The organism is Streptomyces sp. G45 (assembly GCF_049542095.1).
GTDB lineage: Bacteria > Actinomycetota > Actinomycetes > Streptomycetales > Streptomycetaceae > Streptomyces.
In genome coordinates, this window is sequence record NZ_JBMUZU010000001.1 from 3,862,742 (window position 1) to 3,883,732 (window position 20,991).

Annotated in this window: 19 protein-coding genes, 1 tRNA gene and 1 pseudogene; 3 read left to right on the forward strand and 18 right to left on the reverse strand. The window is 69.8% G+C overall.

All coding sequences use genetic code 11. The features are described 5' to 3' along the window. Positions 1 to 21: 21 nt before the first annotated feature. The 11 genes and pseudogenes from rpoB to ACOBQU_RS15755 form a co-directional block, all read right to left on the reverse strand. Positions 22 to 3,506: pseudogene (gene rpoB, locus ACOBQU_RS15705) on the reverse strand (DNA-directed RNA polymerase subunit beta). A 616-nt stretch (positions 3,507 to 4,122) separates the two neighbouring features. Beyond that, on the reverse strand, positions 4,123 to 4,512 hold the full coding sequence (gene rplL / locus ACOBQU_RS15710) for a 50S ribosomal protein L7/L12 (protein ID WP_423627553.1): 390 nt from the start codon (positions 4,510 to 4,512) through the stop codon (positions 4,123 to 4,125). Positions 4,513 to 4,649: 137 nt separating this feature from the next. Continuing rightward, entirely contained in the window at positions 4,650 to 5,177 is a 528-nt protein-coding gene (rplJ, locus tag ACOBQU_RS15715) for a 50S ribosomal protein L10 (RefSeq protein WP_423627554.1), read from the reverse strand. A gap of 312 nt (positions 5,178 to 5,489) precedes the next feature. Further along, entirely contained in the window at positions 5,490 to 6,323 is an 834-nt protein-coding gene (locus tag ACOBQU_RS15720; protein ID WP_423627556.1) for a DUF1396 domain-containing protein, read from the reverse strand. A 145-nt stretch (positions 6,324 to 6,468) separates the two neighbouring features. Further along, a complete protein-coding gene (locus ACOBQU_RS15725) occupies positions 6,469 to 7,371 on the reverse strand; it encodes a hypothetical protein (protein ID WP_423627558.1) in 903 nt (300 codons plus the stop codon). Positions 7,372 to 7,566: 195 nt separating this feature from the next. Then, the gene (gene rplA, locus ACOBQU_RS15730; RefSeq protein ID WP_190134838.1) at positions 7,567 to 8,289 is read right to left on the reverse strand and encodes a 50S ribosomal protein L1; all 723 of its coding nucleotides are present in this window, start codon (positions 8,287 to 8,289) and stop codon (positions 7,567 to 7,569) included. A gap of 107 nt (positions 8,290 to 8,396) precedes the next feature. Further along, on the reverse strand, positions 8,397 to 8,831 hold the full coding sequence (gene rplK, locus ACOBQU_RS15735; protein ID WP_016645192.1) for a 50S ribosomal protein L11: 435 nt from the start codon (positions 8,829 to 8,831) through the stop codon (positions 8,397 to 8,399). 236 nt (positions 8,832 to 9,067) lie between these two features. After that, a complete protein-coding gene (locus ACOBQU_RS15740) occupies positions 9,068 to 9,589 on the reverse strand; it encodes a hypothetical protein (RefSeq protein WP_423627561.1) in 522 nt (173 codons plus the stop codon). A gap of 311 nt (positions 9,590 to 9,900) precedes the next feature. Beyond that, positions 9,901 to 10,812, reverse strand: coding sequence for a transcription termination/antitermination protein NusG (gene nusG / locus ACOBQU_RS15745; RefSeq protein ID WP_423627563.1), 912 nt, complete (start codon positions 10,810 to 10,812; stop codon positions 9,901 to 9,903). Between the two features lie 77 nt (positions 10,813 to 10,889). Continuing rightward, positions 10,890 to 11,177 (reverse strand): preprotein translocase subunit SecE, encoded by a 288-nt coding sequence (gene secE / locus ACOBQU_RS15750; RefSeq protein ID WP_423627565.1) that lies wholly within the window; start codon positions 11,175 to 11,177, stop codon positions 10,890 to 10,892. 108 nt (positions 11,178 to 11,285) lie between these two features. Further along, positions 11,286 to 11,358 (reverse strand) — tRNA-Trp (locus tag ACOBQU_RS15755). 325 nt (positions 11,359 to 11,683) lie between these two features. Between ACOBQU_RS15755 and ACOBQU_RS15760 the strand changes: the two genes are divergently transcribed. Beyond that, the gene (locus tag ACOBQU_RS15760) at positions 11,684 to 12,910 is read left to right on the forward strand and encodes a pyridoxal phosphate-dependent aminotransferase (RefSeq protein WP_423627567.1); all 1,227 of its coding nucleotides are present in this window, start codon (positions 11,684 to 11,686) and stop codon (positions 12,908 to 12,910) included. A gap of 127 nt (positions 12,911 to 13,037) precedes the next feature. Then, a complete protein-coding gene (locus tag ACOBQU_RS15765; protein ID WP_423627569.1) occupies positions 13,038 to 14,057 on the forward strand; it encodes an adenosine deaminase in 1,020 nt (339 codons plus the stop codon). Positions 14,058 to 14,079: 22 nt separating this feature from the next. On the opposite strand, the gene ACOBQU_RS15770 is transcribed toward ACOBQU_RS15765, so the two are convergent. After that, positions 14,080 to 14,676 (reverse strand): TetR/AcrR family transcriptional regulator, encoded by a 597-nt coding sequence (locus ACOBQU_RS15770; RefSeq protein WP_423627570.1) that lies wholly within the window; start codon positions 14,674 to 14,676, stop codon positions 14,080 to 14,082. A gap of 88 nt (positions 14,677 to 14,764) precedes the next feature. On the opposite strand from ACOBQU_RS15770, the gene ACOBQU_RS15775 reads away from it, so the two are divergent. Then, positions 14,765 to 15,412 carry an NAD(P)-dependent oxidoreductase gene (locus tag ACOBQU_RS15775; protein ID WP_423627571.1) on the forward strand — a complete coding sequence of 216 codons (648 nt, stop codon included), beginning with the start codon at positions 14,765 to 14,767 and terminating at the stop codon, positions 15,410 to 15,412. Positions 15,413 to 15,431: 19 nt separating this feature from the next. On the opposite strand, the gene ACOBQU_RS15780 is transcribed toward ACOBQU_RS15775, so the two are convergent. From ACOBQU_RS15780 to rpmG, 6 genes are all read right to left on the reverse strand, one after another. Then, positions 15,432 to 16,487 (reverse strand): UDP-N-acetylmuramate dehydrogenase, encoded by a 1,056-nt coding sequence (locus ACOBQU_RS15780; protein ID WP_423627573.1) that lies wholly within the window; start codon positions 16,485 to 16,487, stop codon positions 15,432 to 15,434. 796 nt (positions 16,488 to 17,283) lie between these two features. Next, positions 17,284 to 18,960, reverse strand: a complete 1,677-nt coding sequence (locus ACOBQU_RS15785) for an MFS transporter (protein WP_423627575.1) — start codon at positions 18,958 to 18,960, stop codon at positions 17,284 to 17,286. A 111-nt stretch (positions 18,961 to 19,071) separates the two neighbouring features. Then, positions 19,072 to 19,686, reverse strand: a complete 615-nt coding sequence (locus tag ACOBQU_RS15790) for a TetR/AcrR family transcriptional regulator (RefSeq protein ID WP_423627577.1) — start codon at positions 19,684 to 19,686, stop codon at positions 19,072 to 19,074. Between the two features lie 156 nt (positions 19,687 to 19,842). Then, positions 19,843 to 20,271 carry a MaoC family dehydratase gene (locus ACOBQU_RS15795; protein ID WP_423627579.1) on the reverse strand — a complete coding sequence of 143 codons (429 nt, stop codon included), beginning with the start codon at positions 20,269 to 20,271 and terminating at the stop codon, positions 19,843 to 19,845. A gap of 4 nt (positions 20,272 to 20,275) precedes the next feature. Further along, the gene (locus ACOBQU_RS15800) at positions 20,276 to 20,734 is read right to left on the reverse strand and encodes an FAS1-like dehydratase domain-containing protein (protein ID WP_423627581.1); all 459 of its coding nucleotides are present in this window, start codon (positions 20,732 to 20,734) and stop codon (positions 20,276 to 20,278) included. A gap of 88 nt (positions 20,735 to 20,822) precedes the next feature. Next, positions 20,823 to 20,987, reverse strand: a complete 165-nt coding sequence (gene rpmG / locus ACOBQU_RS15805; protein ID WP_003956487.1) for a 50S ribosomal protein L33 — start codon at positions 20,985 to 20,987, stop codon at positions 20,823 to 20,825. Positions 20,988 to 20,991 lie beyond the last annotated feature (4 nt).

Here is a 20,991-nt window from a genome sequence, read left to right on the forward strand (position 1 = left end):
CCTGGGGTCGCGGGGGACCCGTCAGACCTCTTCGACGCTGCTCGGCTCGCGCCGGGACAGGTCGATGCCGAGCTCCTCCGCGGCGCGGAAGACGTCCTCGTCCGTGTCGCGCATCTCGATGGACATGCCGTCCGAGGACAGCACCTCCACATTGAGGCACAGCGACTGCATTTCCTTGATGAGCACCTTGAAGGACTCAGGAATGCCGGGCTCGGGGATGTTCTCGCCCTTGACGATGGCCTCGTAGACCTTCACGCGGCCGGTGACGTCGTCGGACTTGATGGTCAGCAGCTCCTGGAGGGCGTACGCGGCGCCGTAGGCCTCGAGGGCCCACACCTCCATCTCACCGAAGCGCTGACCACCGAACTGGGCCTTACCACCCAGCGGCTGCTGGGTGATCATCGAGTACGGACCGGTCGAGCGGGCGTGCAGCTTGTCGTCGACCAGGTGGTGCAGCTTGAGGATGTACATGTACCCGACCGAGATCGGGTCCGGGAACGGCTCGCCGGAGCGGCCGTCGAACAGCCGGGCCTTGCCGGACGGCAGGACCATGCGGTCGCCGTCGCGGTTCGGGCGGGTGTTCTCCAGCAGACCCGCCAGCTCGTCCTCGCGGGCGCCGTCGAAGACCGGGGTCGCGACGTTCGTCCGCGGGGCGACGTCGTCGGCGCCGATCGCCTGGAGGCGCTTGGCCCACTCGTCGCCGAGGCCGGAGACGTCCCAGCCCTGGCTGGCGAGCCAGCCGAGGTGGATCTCCAGGACCTGTCCCGGGTTCATTCGGGACGGGACGCCCAGCGGGTTGAGGATGATGTCGACCGGGGTGCCGTCCTCCAGGAACGGCATGTCCTCGATCGGCAGGATCTTGGAGATGACACCCTTGTTGCCGTGGCGTCCGGCGAGCTTGTCACCGTCGGTGATCTTGCGCTTCTGCGCCACGTAGACGCGGACGAGCTGGTTGACGCCCGGGGCAGCTCGTCGCCCTCCTCGCGGTCGAAGACGCGTACGCCGATGACCTTGCCGGTCTCGCCGTGCGGCACCTTCAGGGAGGTGTCGCGGACCTCGCGGGCCTTCTCACCGAAGATCGCGCGGAGCAGGCGCTCCTCCGGCGTCAGCTCGGTCTCGCCCTTCGGGGTGACCTTGCCGACGAGGATGTCACCGGCGATGACCTCGGCGCCGATGCGGATGATGCCGCGCTCGTCGAGGTCGGCGAGGACCTCCTCGGAGACGTTCGGGATGTCCCGGGTGATCTCCTCGGGGCCGAGCTTGGTGTCACGGGCGTCGACCTCGTGCTCCTCGATGTGGATCGAGGAGAGGACGTCGTCCTGCACGAGGCGCTGCGACAGGATGATCGCGTCCTCGTAGTTGTGGCCCTCCCACGGCATGAAGGCCACGAGCAGGTTCTTGCCCAGGGCCATCTCGCCTTCCTGGGTGGCCGGGCCGTCGGCGAGGACCTGGCCCTCGATGACGCGCTGGCCCTCCTCGACGACGACCTTCTGGTTGACCGAGGTGCCCTGGTTGGAGCGGGAGAACTTGGCGACGCGGTACGTGGTGTACGTGCCGTCGTCGTTGGTGACGGTGATGTAGTCCGCGGAGACCTCCTGGACCACACCGGCCTTCTCGGCCTTGATGACGTCACCGGCGTCGACGGCGCAGCGGTACTCCATGCCCGTACCGACGAGGGGGGCCTCGGCGGTGATCAGCGGCACGGCCTGGCGCATCATGTTCGCGCCCATGAGCGCGCGGTTGGCGTCGTCGTGCTCGAGGAAGGGGATCATGGCGGTCGCGACCGACACCATCTGGCGCGGGGAGACGTCCATGTAGTCCACGTCGTCGGGCGCGACGTAGTCGACCTCGCCGCCGCGGCGGCGGACCAGGACGCGGTTCTCGGCGAAGCGGAGCTCGTCCGTCAGCGGCGCGTTGGCCTGGGCGATGACGAATCGGTCCTCTTCGTCGGCCGTCAGGTAGTCGACCTCGTCGGTGACCTGGCCGTCGACGACCTTGCGGTACGGCGTCTCGACGAACCCGAACGCGTTGACGCGGCCGTACGAGGCGAGCGAACCGATCAGACCGATGTTCGGGCCTTCGGGCGTCTCGATCGGGCACATGCGGCCGTAGTGCGACGGGTGCACGTCGCGGACCTCGAAGCCCGCCCGCTCACGGGAGAGACCACCCGGGCCGAGCGCGGACAGACGCCGCTTGTGCGTCAGGCCGGACAGCGGGTTGTTCTGGTCCATGAACTGGGACAGCTGGCTGGTGCCGAAGAACTCCTTGATGGAGGCGACGACCGGCCGGATGTTGATCAGGGTCTGCGGCGTGATCGCCTCGACGTCCTGGGTGGTCATGCGCTCGCGCACGACGCGCTCCATACGGGCGAGACCCGTGCGGACCTGGTTCTGGATCAGCTCGCCGACGTTGCGCAGGCGGCGGTTGCCGAAGTGGTCGATGTCGTCGGTCTCGACGACGATCTGGCTGCCGTTGTCCCCGACGGTCTCGGTCTCACCGGCGTGCAGCTTCACCAGGTACTTGATCGTCGAGATGATGTCCTCGACGGTCAGGATCCCGGCGTCCAGCGGGGCGTCGGCGCCCAGCTTCTTGTTGACCTTGTAGCGGCCGACCTTCGCGAGGTCGTAGCGCTTCGGGTTGAAGTAGAGGTTCTCGAGCAGCGTCTGCGCGGCCTCGCGCGTGGGCGGCTCGCCCGGGCGCAGCTTGCGGTAGATGTCGAGCAGCGCGTCGTCCTGGCCCTGGGTGTGGTCCTTCTCCAGGGTGGCGCGCATCGACTCGTACTCGCCGAACTCCTCCAGGATCTGCTCGGTGGTCCAGCCGAGCGCCTTCAGGAGGACGGTGACGGACTGCTTGCGCTTGCGGTCGATGCGGACGCCGACCATGTCGCGCTTGTCGATCTCCATCTCCAGCCAGGCACCCCGGGAGGGGATGATCTTGGCGGAGAAGATGTCCTTGTCGGACGTCTTGTCGATGGAGGAGTCGAAGTAGACGCCGGGGGAACGGACGAGCTGCGAGACCACGACACGCTCGGTGCCGTTGATCACGAAGGTGCCCTTGTTGGTCATGAGCGGGAAGTCGCCCATGAAGACCGTCTGGGACTTGATCTCGCCGGTCTCGTTGTTCGTGAACTCGGCGGTGACGAAGAGCGGCGCGGCGTAGGTGAAGTCGCGCTCCTTGCACTCGTCGATCGAGTTCTTGGGAGGCTCGAAGCGGTGGTCGCGGAAGGTCAGCGACATCGACCCGGAGAAGTCCTCGATCGGGGAGATCTCCTCGAAGATCTCCTCCAGACCGGACTTGGTGGGGACGTCCTGTCCGGACTCCAGAGCCGCCTCGACACGAGCCTTCCACGCGTCGTTGCCGAGCAGCCAGTCAAAGCTCTCGGTTTGCAACGCGAGAAGGTTCGGAACCTCAAGGGGCTCCTTGATCTTTGCAAAGGAGATGCGCAGCGGGGCGGTGCTGGCGCCGTTGTTCGTATTCGCGGTCGAGGCAGTGCGCGAGGCGGCCAAGAGGGGGTCCTTCCGAGGGCTCGGACTCACTACGCGCGTACCGGTCCCCAGCTGGACACAGCGACAGTCGTTTCCCGGATCGGCCGGAGAAGGCCAGGTCAGGGCCGGTTCAATCCACGGTGCTCAAGCGAGGGCATGCCCCTGGTGACGGGCAGGAGGCAGCTAACAGGCAGCGCAAAGGGTCAGTGTAGCCACCTGGCCCACTGATGTCCAGTGCGGGTTTTGGGAGACCCTCGTTGTTCTCAACACCTGCGGCAAGCCACGTCCTCAGCGCACATCGATACTGCCCTCTTCGCCGCCAATCCATGCCTCGGATTCGGATCGGCTGCCGTTCCTTGTGACGACGCGTCCTGAGAATTGCGCGCTGCGTGCGGTTCGTCAAGGCCCCCCTGCCCTGAGGGGCACCGGCCGCGGAGCCGTCCGGGCCGCTCGGGGGCACAACGAAGATCACCATACTCGCCGGTGCCGCCAGTGCAAGGCAGCCGTCACGAACATGCCGAAGGGCGACCACCCAGTTGGGTGATCGCCCTTCGGTACGTGCGCGTTACAGCGCGGGAGCCGTGCGGTCCTCAGGGGGCCGCGGGCTCAGGGAGTCGCGTGGACGACCCGTGAGGTCTTACTTGACCTCGACGGAGGCGCCGGCGCCCTCGAGGGCCTCCTTGGCCTTGTCCGCGGCGTCCTTGGCGACCTTCTCGAGGACCGGCTTCGGGGTGCCGTCGACGAGGTCCTTGGCCTCCTTCAGACCCAGGGAGGTCAGCTCACGCACGACCTTGATGACCTGGATCTTCTTGTCGCCGGCGCCGGTGAGGATGACGTCGAACTCGTCCTTCTCCTCGGCGGCCTCGGCGGCGGCGCCGCCAGCGGCACCACCGGCGACGACGACCGGCGCGGCAGCGGCGGCGGTGACGTCGAACTTCTCCTCGAAGGCGGAGACGAACTCGGAGAGCTCGATGAGGGTCATGCCTTCGAACTGCTCGAGCAGCTCGTCCTTGGTGAGCTTCGCCATGATGGCGGTCCTTCCACTCAATCGGCAGGTGCCGGATGTACTGGTGTGGCGGGCGTGCGCCTTGCGGCGTTACTGCGTTGACGTCTGGCCCGCTGTGACCGTCGCCTCAGGCAGCGGCGGTCAATGTGCGAGCCGAGTTACTCGGCACCGCCCTGCTCGGCCTGCTTGGCGCGCAGCGCGTCCACGGTGCGGACGAGCTTCGACGGCAGCGCCTGGAAGACGGAGGCAGCCTGGGACTGCTTCGCCTTGAAGGCACCGGCCAGCTTGCTGAGCAGAACCTCGCGGGACTCAAGGTCCGCAAGCTTCTTGATGTCGTCCGCGGACATCGCCTTGCCGTCAAGGACGCCGCCCTTGATGACGAGGGCGGGGTTGTCCTTGGCGAAGTCACGCAGACCCTTCGCCGCCTCGACCGGGTCACCGGTCACGAAGGCGACAGCCGTCGAGCCCTTGAGGTGCTCGTCGAGCTGAATCCCGGCCTCGTTGGCCGCGATCTTGGTCAGCGTGTTCTTCACCACACGGTACTGAGCGTTGTCGCCGAGAGAACGGCGGAGCTGCTTGAGCTGCGCCACGCTCAGTCCGGTGTAGGAAGTCACAACAGCAGCGTTGGAGTCGCGCAGCTTCTGCGTGATCTCCTCGACGGCTGCGACCTTGTCGGACGTCGCCATGAGCCTCGGCCTCCTTCCGGGGTGATGATCCTCGACTGACCTGTCGATCAGCCGCGCGTCGCCGGACCGCCTGCATCAGGCACACGAGGAAGGGGCTCTGCAAAACGAAACGCCCCGGCGCAGGCGCACGGGGCGTGAGCTCGACCGGGCACGACCATGCCCAGGAGCACTTCCACAGTCACCTGCGCGGGTCGTCCGCAGTTCAAGCGGATCCTTCGGCCGCCGCGCCCTCTTGCGAGCACACGACAACGACCAGCGGTCTTTGGCTTCTGTGGAAGGCTACGCGAAGCAGTCGGCGTCAAGCAAATCGGGTCAGCGGGTGCCGCCCGCGTCCTTCATCATCCCGGCGAGGTCCATGACCTCCTTCTTCGGCGGCGCCGTGACCGTCACCGGCTTGTTCACGTCGAAGAACGTGATCGTCATGTCGAGCTTGCCCTTGTCGGCCTTGCCCTGGGTGCGGAAGCGCTTGGTGTGCTGGTCGCCGTCGATCCAGATGTCCATGGAGAGCTTGTCGAGGCCCATGCCCTCGTACTTCTCGATGTTCTTCTCCTGGCGCTCGCGGGTCTTGGCGTCCTTCTCCTTCAGCTCCGCGCGCATCTGGTCCAGCGTGACCGTGCCCCGGTAGTGGGTGGTCTCGACGCCCTCGATCGTCTCCTCGCCGACCTTCTCCACGTCGTCGGCGCCGCTGAGCAGGGCGGACTCGGCGGCCGGGTTCTGCTCGGCCGTGCCGGTGGCGGAGGTGGGGGCGGGCTTGTTGGGCGCGCCCTTGCCGAGGGTCTTGGCGTCGAACTTGATCCAGCTCTTGCCGTCGGCCTCGGGGCTGGGCTTGCCGCCGCCGAGGTAGAGGCCGCCGTCGACCAGGCGCATCTCGACCTTGTCGGGGCCCTGCTTGGGGGCGCTCAGCTTCATGCGCATCGCGAGCGGCTCGACGTTCATCGACGCCTCGCCCTGGAAGGCGCCGTCCTCGGGCGCCTGGCCCTTCATGCGGAAGCTGAAGGACTTCAGCTCCTCGCTGTTCCGGGCGGCCTTCTTGACGGCCGCGGCGGGCGACAGGTCGTCCCCGGCCTTGTCGCCCTTCCCGCCCTTCTCCGAGCCGCAGGCCACCGCGCCGCCGGCCAGCAAGGCGGCCGCCAGCGCGGCGGTCACGACTCTGCGACGCCCGGTACGTACGGAAATGCTCAAGACCCCACCCCTAAAGGAACATTTGATCCACGTCCTGTGGTGGGGCGAGATTACCCGACCGTACGAGCGGGTCTCCTCCCGGATGTCGCCGCGGTCAGGTCGTGGGCGGTCAGGTCGTGGGCTGCTTGTTCATCAGCTCCTTGACGTCCGTGGTGTCGTCGGCGGGGGGCTCCTCCGCCGAGACCTCGGTGCCGTAGTCGCTGTAGTAGGCGGTGGCCGAGAGTTCGCCGGTGTTCATCTGGCCCTTCTCGACCTTCTTGACCAGCAGGTTCTCGTCGTTGACCCAGATGTCGATGGTCTCGGTGGTGATCCCGGCCTGTTCGAGCTGGGTCTTCATCTCCTTGAGCTGGGTCTCGCTGAGGCCGGAGGACCGCTCGGCGAGTTCGGCGACGTCGACCGTGCCCGAGTAGCGCGTGGTGTTCACGCCCCGGACCTTCTCCTCGCCGACCTTCTTCACGTCGCCGGAGGCGAGCAGCATCTTCACCGACTGGTGCGGCGTGCTGTTCTGCATCGCGTCCTTCATGTACGCGCCCGAGGCACCGCCGACCTGCTCCAGGAACGCGTACGGGTACTTCACCCAGTGCTTGCCGCCCGCCTGGGCCGCGAACTGCTCGCCCATCTTGGCGTAGTAGGCGTCGGGCAGGTACCGGGCCTCCATGCTGGTGCTGCCGGTCTGGCGCATCGTCTCGGCCATCTGGCCGCCGGTGTACGTGATGGTCATGGTGCCCTTGAGGCCGTCGGACCAGCCGAGGACCCCCTTGGCGTTCATGGACAGCTTGGAGCCCATGGTGGTCTGCGACTCGACCTTGGCGGAGTCGGCCTTGTCGGTGGTGCTCTCGATGGTGCGCAGGGCCGCGATCGGGCTGACGCTGAGGCCGCCCTTGTCCTTGGCCTTGACCGACGAGCCCTTGGAGTCGTCCGAGCCGTCGGAGGAGCCGCAGGCGGTCACCGAAGTCAGAGCCGCCGCGGCCGCGATCGCCAGTGCCACGCGGCGCGCTGTCGTGCCGTTCATGTCGTCCCACCCCTTGCGTCCATGGAGGACCAGCACGCTAGCGCGGGCCGCCCCCTCGTGTCTCGTACATGGTCGAAATCACGTTCCGGGAAAGCTCGTTCCCCGAGCATCTACCCGAACAACGGGACGGGTCCCGCACCACGGATGGTTGCGGGACCCGTCGGATACGCGCCAGACGCGCGGCCGGTGTCAGTGTCAGACGGCGGCCGGGTCCTCCTCGACGAGGAGGTTGCGGGTGCGGTTGGGGTCGACCGGAATGCCGGGGCCCATCGTGGTGGTGATGGCGGCCTTCTTGATGTAGCGGCCCTTGGCGGCGGACGGCTTCAGACGGAGGATCTCCTCCAGGGCCGCGCCGTAGTTCTCCACCAGCTTGGTGTCGTCGAAGGACGCCTTGCCGATGATGAAGTGCAGGTTCGCGTGCTTGTCGACACGGAACTCGATCTTGCCGCCCTTGATGTCGTTGACGGCCTTGGCGACGTCGGGGGTCACGGTGCCGGTCTTCGGGTTCGGCATCAGACCACGCGGACCGAGCACGCGGCCGAGGCGGCCGACCTTGCCCATGAGGTCCGGCGTGGCGACGACGGCGTCGAAGTCCAGGCGGCCCTTGGAGACCTCGTCGATCAGCTCGTCGGCGCCGACGATGTCGGCGCCAGCGGCCTCCGCGGCCGCAGCACGGTCACCGGTCGCGAAGACCAGGACCCGGGCGGTCTTACCGGTGCCGTGCGGGAGGTTCACGGTGCCACGCACCATCTGGTCGGCCTTGCGCGGGTCGACACCCAGGCGGAAGGCGACCTCGACGGTGCCGTCGAACTTGGTCGCGGAGGTCTCCTTGGCGAGACGGACGGCCTCGAGCGGGGCGTACAGCTTGTCCCGGTCGATCTTGGCGTCCGCAGCGCGGAGAGTCTTGCTGCGCTTCACTTCTACTCCTGAGGTTCAGGTATGGAGTTCGTGGTCCGGGCCAGCGCTGGCCCTGCCACTTGAGGTCACGGTGCCGGTCGTGCGGCGCCGTCACGCGAGGGCTGGGGTCAGCCCTCGACCGTGATGCCCATGGAGCGGGCGGTGCCAGCGATGATCTTCGACGCGGCGTCGAGGTCGTTGGCGTTGAGGTCGGGCATCTTGGTGGTGGCGATCTCGCGGACCTGCGCCTCGGTGATCTTGGCGACCTTGGTCTTGTGCGGCTCGCCGGAGCCCTTCTCCACGCCCGCGGCCTTGAGGATCATCTTCGCGGCCGGCGGGGTCTTGGTGATGAAGGTGAAGGAACGGTCCTCGTAGACCGTGATCTCCACCGGGATGACCCAGCCGCGCTGCGACTCGGTCGCGGCGTTGTAGGCCTTGCAGAACTCCATGATGTTCACGCCGTGCTGACCCAGCGCGGGGCCGACGGGCGGGGCCGGGTTGGCGGCACCGGCCTGGATCTGGAGCTTGATCAGCCCCGTGACCTTCTTCTTCTTGGGAGGCATTGCTCTCTCCGGGTCCTAGTGAGAGTGTTGAGCCCCATCCCGTACAAGATCGTCGGGCGGTCCTGGGCAGGAGCGTCCGGATCATTCGGATGGAGGCATACCGCCCTACGATAACGGGTAACGCGGCGGGGCCCAAACCGGTATTCCGGCAGGCCCCACCGCACCGGGCCGCCCGGCCGCGCGCTCAGCGGCACCTCAGCAGGCACTCAGCGGCGTTCAGCGGCCCTCGGGGGTGCTCAGCAGCGCTTGGAGGTCTTGGCCTGGCCCGGCAGCGCGTCGCCGGGCGCGCGCAGCATCCCGATCGCCGAGGTGCACTCGTCGGCGGTGTCCGCGGGGTAGGACCAGAACTCGGCGCTGTTCGTCTGGCTCCACCAGTCCTGACCGACGATCTCGTCGCGGGAGTAGCTGTAGACGCCGGTGGAGACGTCGTAGTCCTTGACCTTGTCGCGGAAGCTCTTCCACACCCACACGTAGCCGTAGTTCTCCTTGCACGAGGGCGAGTAGAACTGCTTGACGGACGCCGCGTGGGCGCCGCCCCGGTCGATGTAGGCGGTGGTCCCGATCTGGTAGGCGTCGGCACAGACCCCCGCGGCCCGTGCCCGGGTGCTGTTCGGGTTGCCGTCCGGTGAGGGCGCGGTCGACTGGGTCTTCCGCGCGTCGGGGGCGGGGGCGGGGCCGGTGCCCGCGAGGGCGGATCCGGCGCCGAGCAGGACGAAGGCGCAGGCGGAGGCGGCTATCGCGGTCTTACGAGCTCTCATGAGGTGTCCCCTTGCTCGTGGTGGATGAGCCCGCCCGGCCATACCTCCGCAGGGCACCACAGAGCACCACAAATCGCCGCGCCGAGGCCGCAGGGGCCCCTTGGTGCGGAGTGGCGTGAAGTGGAGTGGAGTGGAGCGCGGAGGGAAGGCCGGGAGGTTTCCGTCTACCAGGTCAGACAGCCCGGGGTGCCCGATGGTTGTGGTGTCGGACACATTTACCCGGACACAGCTGTGCCGCCTATGTCGGCGGGCGCACGACAGAGCCCCTGACCAGCGGTTTCCCGCTGGTCAGGGGCTCTGTCGCAAGCTGGCTAGTTCTTCTGGATCTGGTCGAAGCTCAGCTCGACCGGGGTCTCGCGGCCGAAGATCTCGACGAGGCCCTTGACCTTCTTCGAGTCGGCGTTGATCTCGTTGATCGTGGCCTGGAGCGTGGCGAACGGGCCGTCGGTGACGGTGACCGAGTCGCCGACCTCGAAGTCCAGGACCTGGACCTCGACCTTGCGCTGCGGGGCGGGCTTGCCCTCGGCCTCGGCGGCCTCGCGGGCGGCCTTCTCCTCGGCCTCCGGGGCGAGCATCTTGACGATCTCGTCCAGGGTCAGCGGGTACGGGTCGTAGGCGTTGCCGACGAAGCCGGTGACGCCCGGGGTGTTGCGGACGACGCCCCAGGACTCGTTGGTCAGGTCCATACGCACCAGGACGTAGCCGGGGAGCTTGTTCTGGCGGATGGTCTTGCGGTCGCCGTTCTTGATCTGGACGACCTCTTCCTGGGGCACCTCGGCCTGGAAGATGTAGTCCTCGACGTTCAGCGAGACGGCGCGCTGCTCCAGGTTGGTCTTCACGCGGTTCTCGTAACCGGCGTACGTGTGGATCACGTACCACTCGCCGGGCAGGCCGCGGAGTTCCTCGCGCAGGGCGGCGATGGGGTCGACGGGCTCGGCGGGCTCCTCGTCGTCCGCGGACTCGTCGGACTCCTCAGCGGCGGCCTCGGCCTCTTCGGTGCCGGAGGCGTCCTCGTCGTCGGAGGCGTCCTCGTCGTCCGCGGCGGCCTCGGCGTCGTCGGACTCCTCGTGCAGCGCCGCCTCCTCGGCGGGCTCGCCCGCGACGGCGTCGGCAGCCTCGGCCTCGTCCGGGTCCACGGCGTCCGCAGCCTCGACGATGTCGATCTGGTCCTCCACGGACTCCGCCGACTCGATGGCGTCGTCGTTCAGGTTCGGGTCAGACACGGTGGCTGCTTCTTCCTGGCTACTTAGGGGTGGAACACGCGAAAGGGGCGCCGGTCCCGGCGCCCTTCGCTTGCGGATCAGCCGAAGACGTACTTGACGAGGTGGCTGAACCCATAGTCAATCACGGTCACGAGGCCGATCATGATGACGACGAAGACGATCACGACGGTGGTGTACGTCGTGAGCTGGCTGCGGGTGGGCCAGACAACCTTGCGGAGCTCGGCGACGATCTGCCGGTAGAACAGCGCGAGACGGCCGAAGGGGCCCTTCTTGCCGCGCTTGCCGCCCTTGCGGGCCTTCTTCTTGGACTCCGGCGCCTCGTCCTGGGCATCAGGCATGTCGATGGAGCCCACGGCGTCCGTCACTCGTCCTCACCTGATTTCCGGGTCGTGGCCGTGCCGCGCCCGGTTGAGCCGCACGGCGGTGCATTGCAGTACGTACATGCGCACACATCCTGGCGAAGGTGTGTGTAGCAGGGCCGGAGGGACTTGAACCCCCAACCGCTGGTTTTGGAGACCAGTGCTCTACCAATTGAGCTACGACCCTTTGGATTCCCCCAACCTACAGCATCCGACCAGGTGCACCGAGTGCGGTTGGAAGGTGCGGCCGGTGAGGGCCAACGACCAGAGAGTGTACGTGCTCAGCGGCGCCCCGTCGAACGACAACGGGCTCGTGGGCCGATCCAGTCGCGCGGGAAACGCGCGGGAAGGCCGGTCGGGGCACGGAACAAGCACGGATCAAGCACGGATCAAACGCGGATCAAGGCACGTGGGAAAGCCGATCAAGGCGCGGGAGAAGGCCGATCCGGTCACAGGGGAGAACAGGGGAATCCTGTGTGCCCGGGCCGAACCGGTTCTGGAACGATGGGGGCATGAGCGCTGTCACTCCTCCCACCGAGCGCCGGGTCTCCGCCCGCATCGGCGCGATCTCCGAGTCCGCGACCCTCGCCGTCGACGCCAAGGCCAAGGCCCTCAAGGCCGCCGGGCGCCCGGTGATCGGTTTCGGCGCGGGCGAGCCGGACTTCCCGACGCCGGACTACATCGTCGAGGCGGCCGTCGAGGCCTGCAAGAACCCCAAGTACCACCGGTACACGCCCGCGGGCGGCCTGCCCGAGCTGAAGGCCGCGATCGCCGCGAAGACGCTGCGTGACTCGGGGTACGAGCCCGAGGCCGCCGAGATCCTGGTGACCAACGGCGGCAAGCAGGCCATCTACGAGGCGTTCGCCGCGATCCTCGACCCGGGCGACGAGGTCATCGTGCCCGCGCCGTACTGGACGACGTACCCGGAGTCGATCCGCCTCGCGGGCGGCGTGCCGGTCGAGGTCGTCGCCGACGAGACCACCGGCTACCGCGTCTCCGTGGAGCAGCTGGAGGCCGCGCGCACGGAGCGGACGAAGGTCGTGCTCTTCGTGTCGCCGTCGAACCCGACGGGCGCGGTCTACAGCCGCGCCGACGCGGAGGCCATCGGCCGCTGGGCGCACGAGCACGGCCTGTGGGTGCTGACGGACGAGATCTACGAGCACCTGGTCTACGGGGACGCGGAGTTCACGTCCCTGCCCGCGCTCCTGCCGGAGCTGCGCGACAAGTGCGTCGTGGTGAACGGCGTCGCGAAGACGTACGCGATGACCGGCTGGCGCGTGGGGTGGATCATCGGCCCGAAGGACGTGGTGAAGGCCGCGACGAACCTCCAGTCGCACGCCACGTCCAACGTCTCCAACGTGGCGCAGGCCGCCGCCATCGCCGCCGTCTCCGGTGACCTGACGGCCGTGGAGAAGATGCGCGAGGCCTTCGACCGGCGCCGCAGGACGATCGTGCGGATGCTCAACGAGATCGACGGCGTGGTCTGCCCGGAGCCGGAGGGCGCGTTCTACGCCTACCCGTCGGTGAAGGCCCTGATCGGCAAGGAGATCCGCGGCAAGCGCCCGCGGAACAGCGTCGAGCTGGCCGCGCTGATCCTGGACGAGGTCGAGGTCGCGGTCGTCCCGGGCGAGGCCTTCGGCACGCCGGGGTACCTGCGGCTTTCGTACGCCCTGGGGGACGAGGACCTCGTCGAGGGCGTCTCGCGCATCCAGAAGCTGCTGGCCGAGGCGCGGGACTGACGTCCGCGGAAGCGGGCCGGGCAGTGCACCATGTGGTGCGCTGCCCGGCCCGCTTCTTTGTTCAGGCGCATCCCCCGTGGGAAGAAGCCGCTACCGGGAGGCGGGGCGCGTACGGCAAGATCCTGGAATGGAGCGCGTACGTGACGTAAGAGAACTGCCCAAGGCCCATCTGCACCTGCACTTCACCGGGTCGATGCGCCCCTCGACACTCCTTGAGCTGGCCGACAAGTACGGCGTGCACCTGCCGGAGGCGCTGACCGGCGGGAAGCCGCCTAAGCTGCGCGCCACGGACGAGCGGGGCTGGTTCCGCTTCCAGCGGCTCTACGACATCGCGCGCTCGTGCCTGCGGGAGCCCGACGACATCCGGCGCCTGGTGCGGGAGGCGGCCGAGGAGGACCTTCGGGACGGCTCGGGGTGGCTGGAGATCCAGGTCGACCCGACGTCGTACGCGCCCCGGCTCGGCGGGCTGATCCCCGCCCTGGAGATCATCCTGGACGCCGTCGACAGCGCCTCGCGCGAGACCGGCCTGGGGATGCGCGTCCTGGTCGCCGCGAACCGGATGAAGCACCCGCTGGACGCCCGTACGCTCGCGCGCCTCGCGGTGCGGTACGCGGACCGGGGCATCGTCGGCTTCGGGCTCTCCAACGACGAACGGCGGGGCATGGCGCGGGACTTCGACCGGGCCTTCCACATCGCGCGCGAGGGCGGGCTGCTCGCGGCGCCGCACGGCGGGGAGCTGACCGGGCCCGCGTCGGTGCGGGACTGCCTGGACGACCTGCACGCGCGGCGCATCGGGCACGGGGTGCGGGCGGCCGAGGACCCGAGGCTGCTCAGGCGGCTCGCGGAGCGCGGCGTGACCTGCGAGGTGTGCCCGGCGTCGAACGTCGCGCTCGGCGTCTACGACAAGCCGGGGGACGTGCCGCTGCGGACGCTGTACGAGGCCGGGGTGCCGATGGCGCTCGGGGCCGACGACCCGCTGCTCTTCGGCTCGCGGCTGGCCGCGCAGTACGAGATCGCGCGGGAGCACCACGGCTTCACGGACGCCGAACTGGCCGAGCTGGCGCGGCAGTCGGTGCGGGGTTCGGCGGCCCCGGCGGCCGTGCGGGAGGAGTTGCTGTCCGGAGTGGACGCGTGGCTGGCCGGGTGATGCCGCCGGTGCCGCGGGGCCGCTAGCCGATGCCGCCGAGCAGGGTGCGGGCGAGGCCCGCGGCGAAGGCGTCGAGGGGCTGCGGGGGCTCGCCGGTGGCGGTCATGTCGTAGGCGAAGGCGCGCTGGGCGCAGGCGCCCAGGAGCAGCGAGGCGGCCGCGTAGGTGTCGGCGTCGGGGCGGACGCGGCCCGCGCGCTGTTCGGCGCGCAGATAGCCGTCCAGGCCCTCCAGGGGCAGGTGCGGGCCGGTGCCGAGGGCGCGCATGGCGTCTTCGTGGCGGCGCTTGAGCTGGGGCTCGGCGTAGAGGGACGCGGCCATCGGGAAGGTCTGCTCGTAGAAGAGCGCGGCGTGCCGGGCGATGTCGGTGAGGTTCTCCTCGACGGTGGCGCCGCCGGGGTCGGCGGTGAGCCGCTCCAGGAGGGCGCCGAGGCCGGGCAGGCGCTCGCTGAGCACCGTCACGAACAGCTCCTCCTTGTTCGCGAAGTACTTGTAGAGCGCCGCTTCGGAGCAGCCCGCGGCCTTGGCGATCTCCTTGGTGGTGGTGCGGGCGAGCCCGATGGTCCCCATCAGCTCCTTGGCCGCCGTCAGGATCCGGACGCGTGTGGGCCTCTGCTCCATGGATGCTCCAACCAGCCTTGACGTGGGGGTGAGTGCCCACTCACCCTAAAGGTGAGTGAATACTCACCCACTCGAGAGGCGGTGTGTGATGAGGCTGACGGTGTTCGGTGCCACCGGAGGCATCGGCCAGGAGGTCGTGCGGCAGGGGCTCGCCGCGGGCCACCGGGTGACGGCGGTGGTGCGCGACCCGGCGCGGCTGTCGGCGCGCGGGCCGGGCCTTGAGGTGGTGCGGGCGAGCCTGACGGACCCCGGGGACGCCGGGGCGCTGCGCGGGGCCGTGGCGGGGCGGGACGCGGTGCTGTCCGGCCTTGGGGCGCGCGGCCTGAAGGACGCGCGGGCGGGGGTCGCGGCGCGGCTCACGCGGAGCGTGGTGCGGGCCCTTGAGGCGGAGGGCGTGCGCCGCCTGCTCGTGGTCAGCGCGGCGCCGCTGGCGCCGGTGGTGGAGCGGGAGCCGCTGGCCGACCGCCTGATGCTGGCCGCGGTGGGCCGGGTGCTCAAGCCGGTGTACGAGGACCTGCGGGTCATGGAGGCGGAGCTGGCGCGCAGCGCGACGGACTGGACGTCGGTGCGCCCGCCGCGGCTCCTCGACAAGCCGCTGACCGGCTCCTACCGCACGGCCGTGGGGCGCAACCCGCGCAGCGCGCGGACCATCGCGCGCGCCGACGTGGCGCACGCGATGCTGACGATGGTCGACGATCCGGCGACGGTGAAGCAGGGCGTGGGCGTCGCCTACTGACGCCTGCCGCCTCCCGCTGTCACAGGCTGACGCCCACGGTCACGGGCTCGTTGACGAGCGTGACCCCGAAGGCGTCCCGGACGCCCGCGACGACCTCGCGGGCCAGGGCGAGCAGGTCCTCGGTGGTGGCGCCGCCGCGGTTGGTGAGGGCCAGCGTGTGCTTGCTGGAGATGCGGGCGGGGCCCTGGCCGTAGCCCTTGGTGAAGCCCGCCTTGTCGATCAGCCAGGCGGCGGAGGTCTTCACGCGGCCGTCGCCGGTGGGGAAGGCGGGCGGGGCGGTGTCCGGGCCGAGCCGCTCCGCCACGCGCGCGCGGAAGGCGGCGTACGCCTCTTCGGAGAGGATCGGGTTGGTGAAGAACGACCCGGCGGACCAGCTGTCGTGGTCCTCGGGGTCGAGCACCATGCCCTTCCCGGCGCGCAGCTTCAGGACAGTGTCGCGGGCGGTGGCGGCGGGGACCCGCTCGCCGACCTCGACGCCGAGCGTCCGGGCCGTCTCCGCGTACCGGATCGGGGCGCTCATGCCGTCCGCGTCCTCCAGGGCGAAGCGGACGCGCAGGACCACATAGCGCTCGGGGTCGGCCTTGAAGCGGCTGTGGCGGTACGAGAAGGCGCAGTCGGCGTTCTCCAGGGTGACCGTCTCGCGGGTGCGGCGGTCGTAGGCGACCACTTCGGTGATCGTCTGGGAGACCTCCTGGCCGTACGCGCCCACGTTCTGGATCGGCGTCGCGCCCGCGGAGCCGGGGATTCCGGCGAGGCATTCGATGCCCGCGAGGCCCGCGTCGACGGTCCGTTCGACGGCGTCCGTCCAGACCTCGCCCGCCGCCAGCTCCAGCGTGGTGCCGTCGAGCGCGAAGCCGGTGGTGGCGATGCGCAGGGCGGTTCCGGCGAAGCCGTCGTCGCCGATGACCAGGTTGCTGCCGCCGCCGATGAGCAGCAGCGGCGTGCCGGAGTCGTCGGCCTCGCGGACGGCGGCGATCACCTCGGCGTCGGTGGTCGCGGTGATCAGGGTCACCGCGGGGCCTCCTAGCCGGAGGGTGGTCAGGGGGGCGAGCGGGGCGTCATGAAGTACCTGCACGCACACCAGGGTATGCGGAGCCGTTTCGGGCGGGGCGCCCAGCGCCGTATCGGGCGGGGCGCCCAGCGGGGGTCCGGCCGGGGTCTCCCCACCTGCCCGCCCGCCCCCCTACCGCACTCGTCTGGGGCTGCGCCCCTCTCCCCCTCATCGCCGCTCCGCGCCTCGTCCTCAAACGCCGGACGGGCTGATTCACCGCGCTGCCGCGCTCGCCCTCAAACGCCGGGCGGGCTGAGTTCGTGACGCTGCGGGCTCGTCGTCACACGTCCCGGTGGGCTGAGTCCGTGGCGCTGGGCGCGCCCGGCGCCACACACCAGGCCAGCAGAATCCGGCGCGCTGTCCGCCCCTCACCACACATCAGGCGGTCAGGCGGGCTGAATCTGTCGCGCTGGGCACCCGGTGCCGCACGCCGGGCGGGTTGGAGAGTGGTGCTACCCGCTCGTCTACTGCGCCGAGCGCCGAGCGCGGGGTCATCGCGCTGACGCGCTTGTCCTCAAGCGCCGGACGGGCTGGGAGGTGGTGCCGGGGCTCGTCACAGAGCGTCGGGCGGGCGGGGATGCACGCGCTGCGGGCTCGCCCTTGAACCCCGTACGGGCTGGAGCGTCGCGCCACGCGGCCGTCGCCCAACGCAGGGCGGGGTGAATCCGTCGCGCCGCGCGCCCGTCGTCAGACGCCGGGCAGGCAGGACCGGACCGGATCAACACGCTGACGCGCTCGTCCTCGAACACCGGGCAGGGTGGATCCGTCGCGCTGCGGGCTCGTCGCCAGCTGCCTGGCGGGTTGGATGGATCCGTCGCGGCTACGGGCTCGCCGCCGAACGCCTGGCGGGGGGGTGGGATCGGCTCGCTGTGGGCCACCCGCCCCGGTAGGGGCGGGTGGGCGGGGAAATCCGCCGCGGTAGCGGTGGATCACGGAGAGCCGACGACGGCGGGCAAGCGGAACGTTTCAGCCCGTCCGGCGTTTGAGGACGAGGCGCGGAGCGCCGATCCCCCGCGTCAAGAGGAGACCGGCACCTTCTCCTCCACCGGCACCGAAGCACCCCCACCCGCCGGGCCCGCCGCCCAGGCGACAGCGCCGCGGAGACGGCCGCCAGGCCCACGGCCCCCGCCCCCACCCACAGCGCGGGCGCGAGGCCGTCCGCGAACGCCCGCGGCGACTCGTAGCCGCCCCGGGCGGAGAAGACGGACGCCAGGACGGCGATGCCGAGGGCGCCGCCGACCTCGCGCAGGGCGTTGTTGGCGCCGGAGGCGATGCCCTGTTCGACGGGCCGGACGCTGGACATGACCAGGTTGGCGGCCGGGGCGAAGTACAGGGCCATACCGGTGCCGCTGATGATCAGCGCGGGCAGCAGGGCGGCGTACGACACGTCCGTGGCCACGACGGCCGCGAACCAGCCGAGGCCGACGGCCTGGAGGGCGAGGCCGACGGTGACGACGGGGCGGCCGCCGATCCGGTCGGAGAGGTAGCCCGCGACCGGCGCGACGATCATCGGCATGCCGGTCCAGGGCAGCATGCGCAGGCCCGCCTCGGTGGGCGAGTAGCCGACCACGCTCTGGAGGAACTGGCTGAGCAGGAAGATCGAGCCGAACATGCCGACGAACATCAGCAGGCTGGCGGTGTTGATCGCGGCGAAGGCGCGGCTGCGGAAGAGCCGCATGGGCAGCATCGGGGCGGCGGCGCGGATCCCGTGCACGACGAAGGCGACGAGCAGCGCACCGCCGCCGACGAGGCCGCCGAGCACGGGCGCGCTGGTCCAGCCGTCGACGTTGCCGCGGATCAGGGCGTAGACGATGCCGAAGAGGCCGCCGCTGGCGAGGAGGGTGCCGACGGCGTCGAGGCGGGCGCCGGTGCCGTGGGACTCCGCGAGGCGCAGCCGGGCGAGCGGCAGCAGGGCGAGGCCGAGCGGCACGTTCAGCCAGAAGATCCACTGCCAGGAGACGTGTTCGGTCAGGGCACCCCCGATGAGGGGCCCGCTGGCGATGGCCAGGCCGTTGACGGCGCCCCAGATCCCGTACGCCATGCCGCGTTTGGCGGCCGGTACGGCGGCCGTGAGCAGCGTCAGGGTGAGCGGCATCATGACGGCCGCGCCGACGCCCTGGACGGCGCGGGCGGCGATCAGCGTGCCGATGCCGGGGGCGAGGGCCGCGGCTCCGGAGGCGGCGGTGAAGATCGAGAGCCCGACCCCGAAGAGCCTGCGGCGCCCGAACCGGTCCCCCAGGGCCGCGCCGAACATCAGCAGCACGGCGAAGGTGAGGGTGTACGCGCTGACCGTCCACTCCAGGTCTTCGAGGGCGCCGCCGAGGTCCTCGCGGATGGAGGGCAGCGCGGTGGTGACGACGAGGTTGTCCAGGGCGGCCATGAATCCGGCGGCGCTGGTGATGACGAGGGCCCAGACGGTCCCTCCGGAGCGCGCTGTTCGCTGCGGCTTCGCGGGTCGCTGTGGCTTCGCGGGGCGCTGGGACATCTGCTCTGACATGACGGACCACCCGGTTAGTAAGTAATTGATGACTAACTTTCATGGGCGTGAAAAGGCCGGGGAGCGGAGGGACCCGAGCTTCGCCCGGACGCCCCGCCCCCCAGCGGGGCACTACTCCCCCTCGGCCTCCTCAACTCTCCCCGCACCCTCGGCGCTCTCGGCGCCCCCGGCTCCCTCAGGCCGCGTCGAGTCATACAAGCCCGACCAGACGCGGTGCTCCGGAGGGAAGCCCATGGCCGCCAGGACGTTGATGAGCATCCCGTGCGCCATGAACGTCGCCGTCTCCTGCTCGTCGGCCCCGAGCGGCAGGTGCACGGTGTCCCACAGGCTCATCCACTCGGCACGCACCATCTCGCCGAACTCGTGGTCCCCGGCGGCCTCGGCGGCCGCCACGGCCACGTACATCTGGAGCTGCATCTGGAGCTTGTCGGGGTCCTGCGCGATGAGGTCGACGTACGCCCGCGCCATCGCGTGCAGCGCGTCCTCGCCGTGCAGGCCCTCGCTCGCCCGGACGAACACGCGGCGGGTCTCCTCCATGCAGCGGGCCGACGCCGCGAGGAAGATCGCCTTCTTGCCCGGGAAGAGCCGGAAGAGATACGGCTGCGAGACCCCGACCCGCTTGGCGATCGCCTCGGTCGACGTCCCGTGATAGCCCCCGCGCGCGAACTCGCTCACCGCCGCGCGGACGACGCTCTCGCGCCGCTCCTCCGCACTCATCCTGACCATGCAAGTAAGTTAGTACTTAATCACTAACTACGTCAACGGGTCCCGCAGCGGCCCGTCGCGGCCCGCCGCCGTACCCCTCGCCCCCAGGGACCCACAGGAACGCGTAAGGGGCGCCCCACCATGGAGGGCGCCCCTTACCTACACCTGCGTCCGCGGCTACGCCAGGCGCACGACCGCCCGGGACATCCCGAGCACCTTCTGCTCGCCGCTCTTGGCGACCAGGTCGACCCGTACGCGCTGGTCGTCGAGCTTGGCCGCGACCTTGCCGCTGACCTCGATCGTGGCGCCCTTGTCGTCGTTGGGCACGACGACGGGCTTGGTGAAGCGCACGCCGTACTCGACGACGGCCCCCGGGTCGCCCGTCCAGTCCGTCACGACCCGGATCGCCTCGGCCATGGTGAACATGCCGTGCGCGATGACGTCGGGCAGCCCGACCTCGACCGCGAACTTCTCGTTCCAGTGGATCGGGTTGAAGTCCCCGGAGGCGCCCGCGTACTGCACGAGCGTGGCGCGCGTCACCGGGAAGCTCTGGGCGGGCAGCTCGGTGCCGACCTCGACGTCGTCGTATGCGATCTTCGCCGTCATCGCCTCACGCCTCCTCGGTCCCGGCCGCGCGCGCGACGAGCTTGGTCCAGGCGGTCACCACGTGCTCGCCCGCCTCGTCGCGGACCTCGCCGCGGATGTCCAGGATGTCGTTGCCCGCCATCGACTTGATCGCCTCGATGGTCGAGGTGACCGTGAGCCGGTCGCCCGCGTACACGGGGCGGGTGTACGCGAACTTCTGGTCGCCGTGCACCACGCGGCTGTAGTCGAGCCCGAGCTGCGGGTCGGAGATGACCTGGCCCGCGGCCTTGTACGTGATGGCGAACACGAACGTCGGCGGCGCGAGCACATCGCGGTGGCCCAGTTCCCTGGCCGCCTCGGGGTCGGTGTAGGCGGGGTTGGCGTCGCCCACCGCTACCGCGAATTCGCGGATCTTCTCGCGGCCGACCTCATACGGGTCGGTGGGCGGATAGGTCCGCCCGACGAAGGACTGGTCGAGCGCCATGGCCCGGTACCTCCTGCATCTGGTTTCTCTGCGAACGACTAGAGGCCGCCCCCAAAGCCTGGGGGCGGCCTCTAGTACGAGCCTGTGTTTATCGCGTCTCGCGGTGCGCGGTGTGCGAGTTGCAACGCGGGCAGTGCTTCTTCATCTCAAGACGGTCCGGGTTGTTGCGCCGGTTCTTCTTGGTGATGTAGTTCCGCTCCTTGCACTCCACGCAGGCCAGCGTGATCTTCGGGCGGACGTCGGTGGCAGCCACGTGA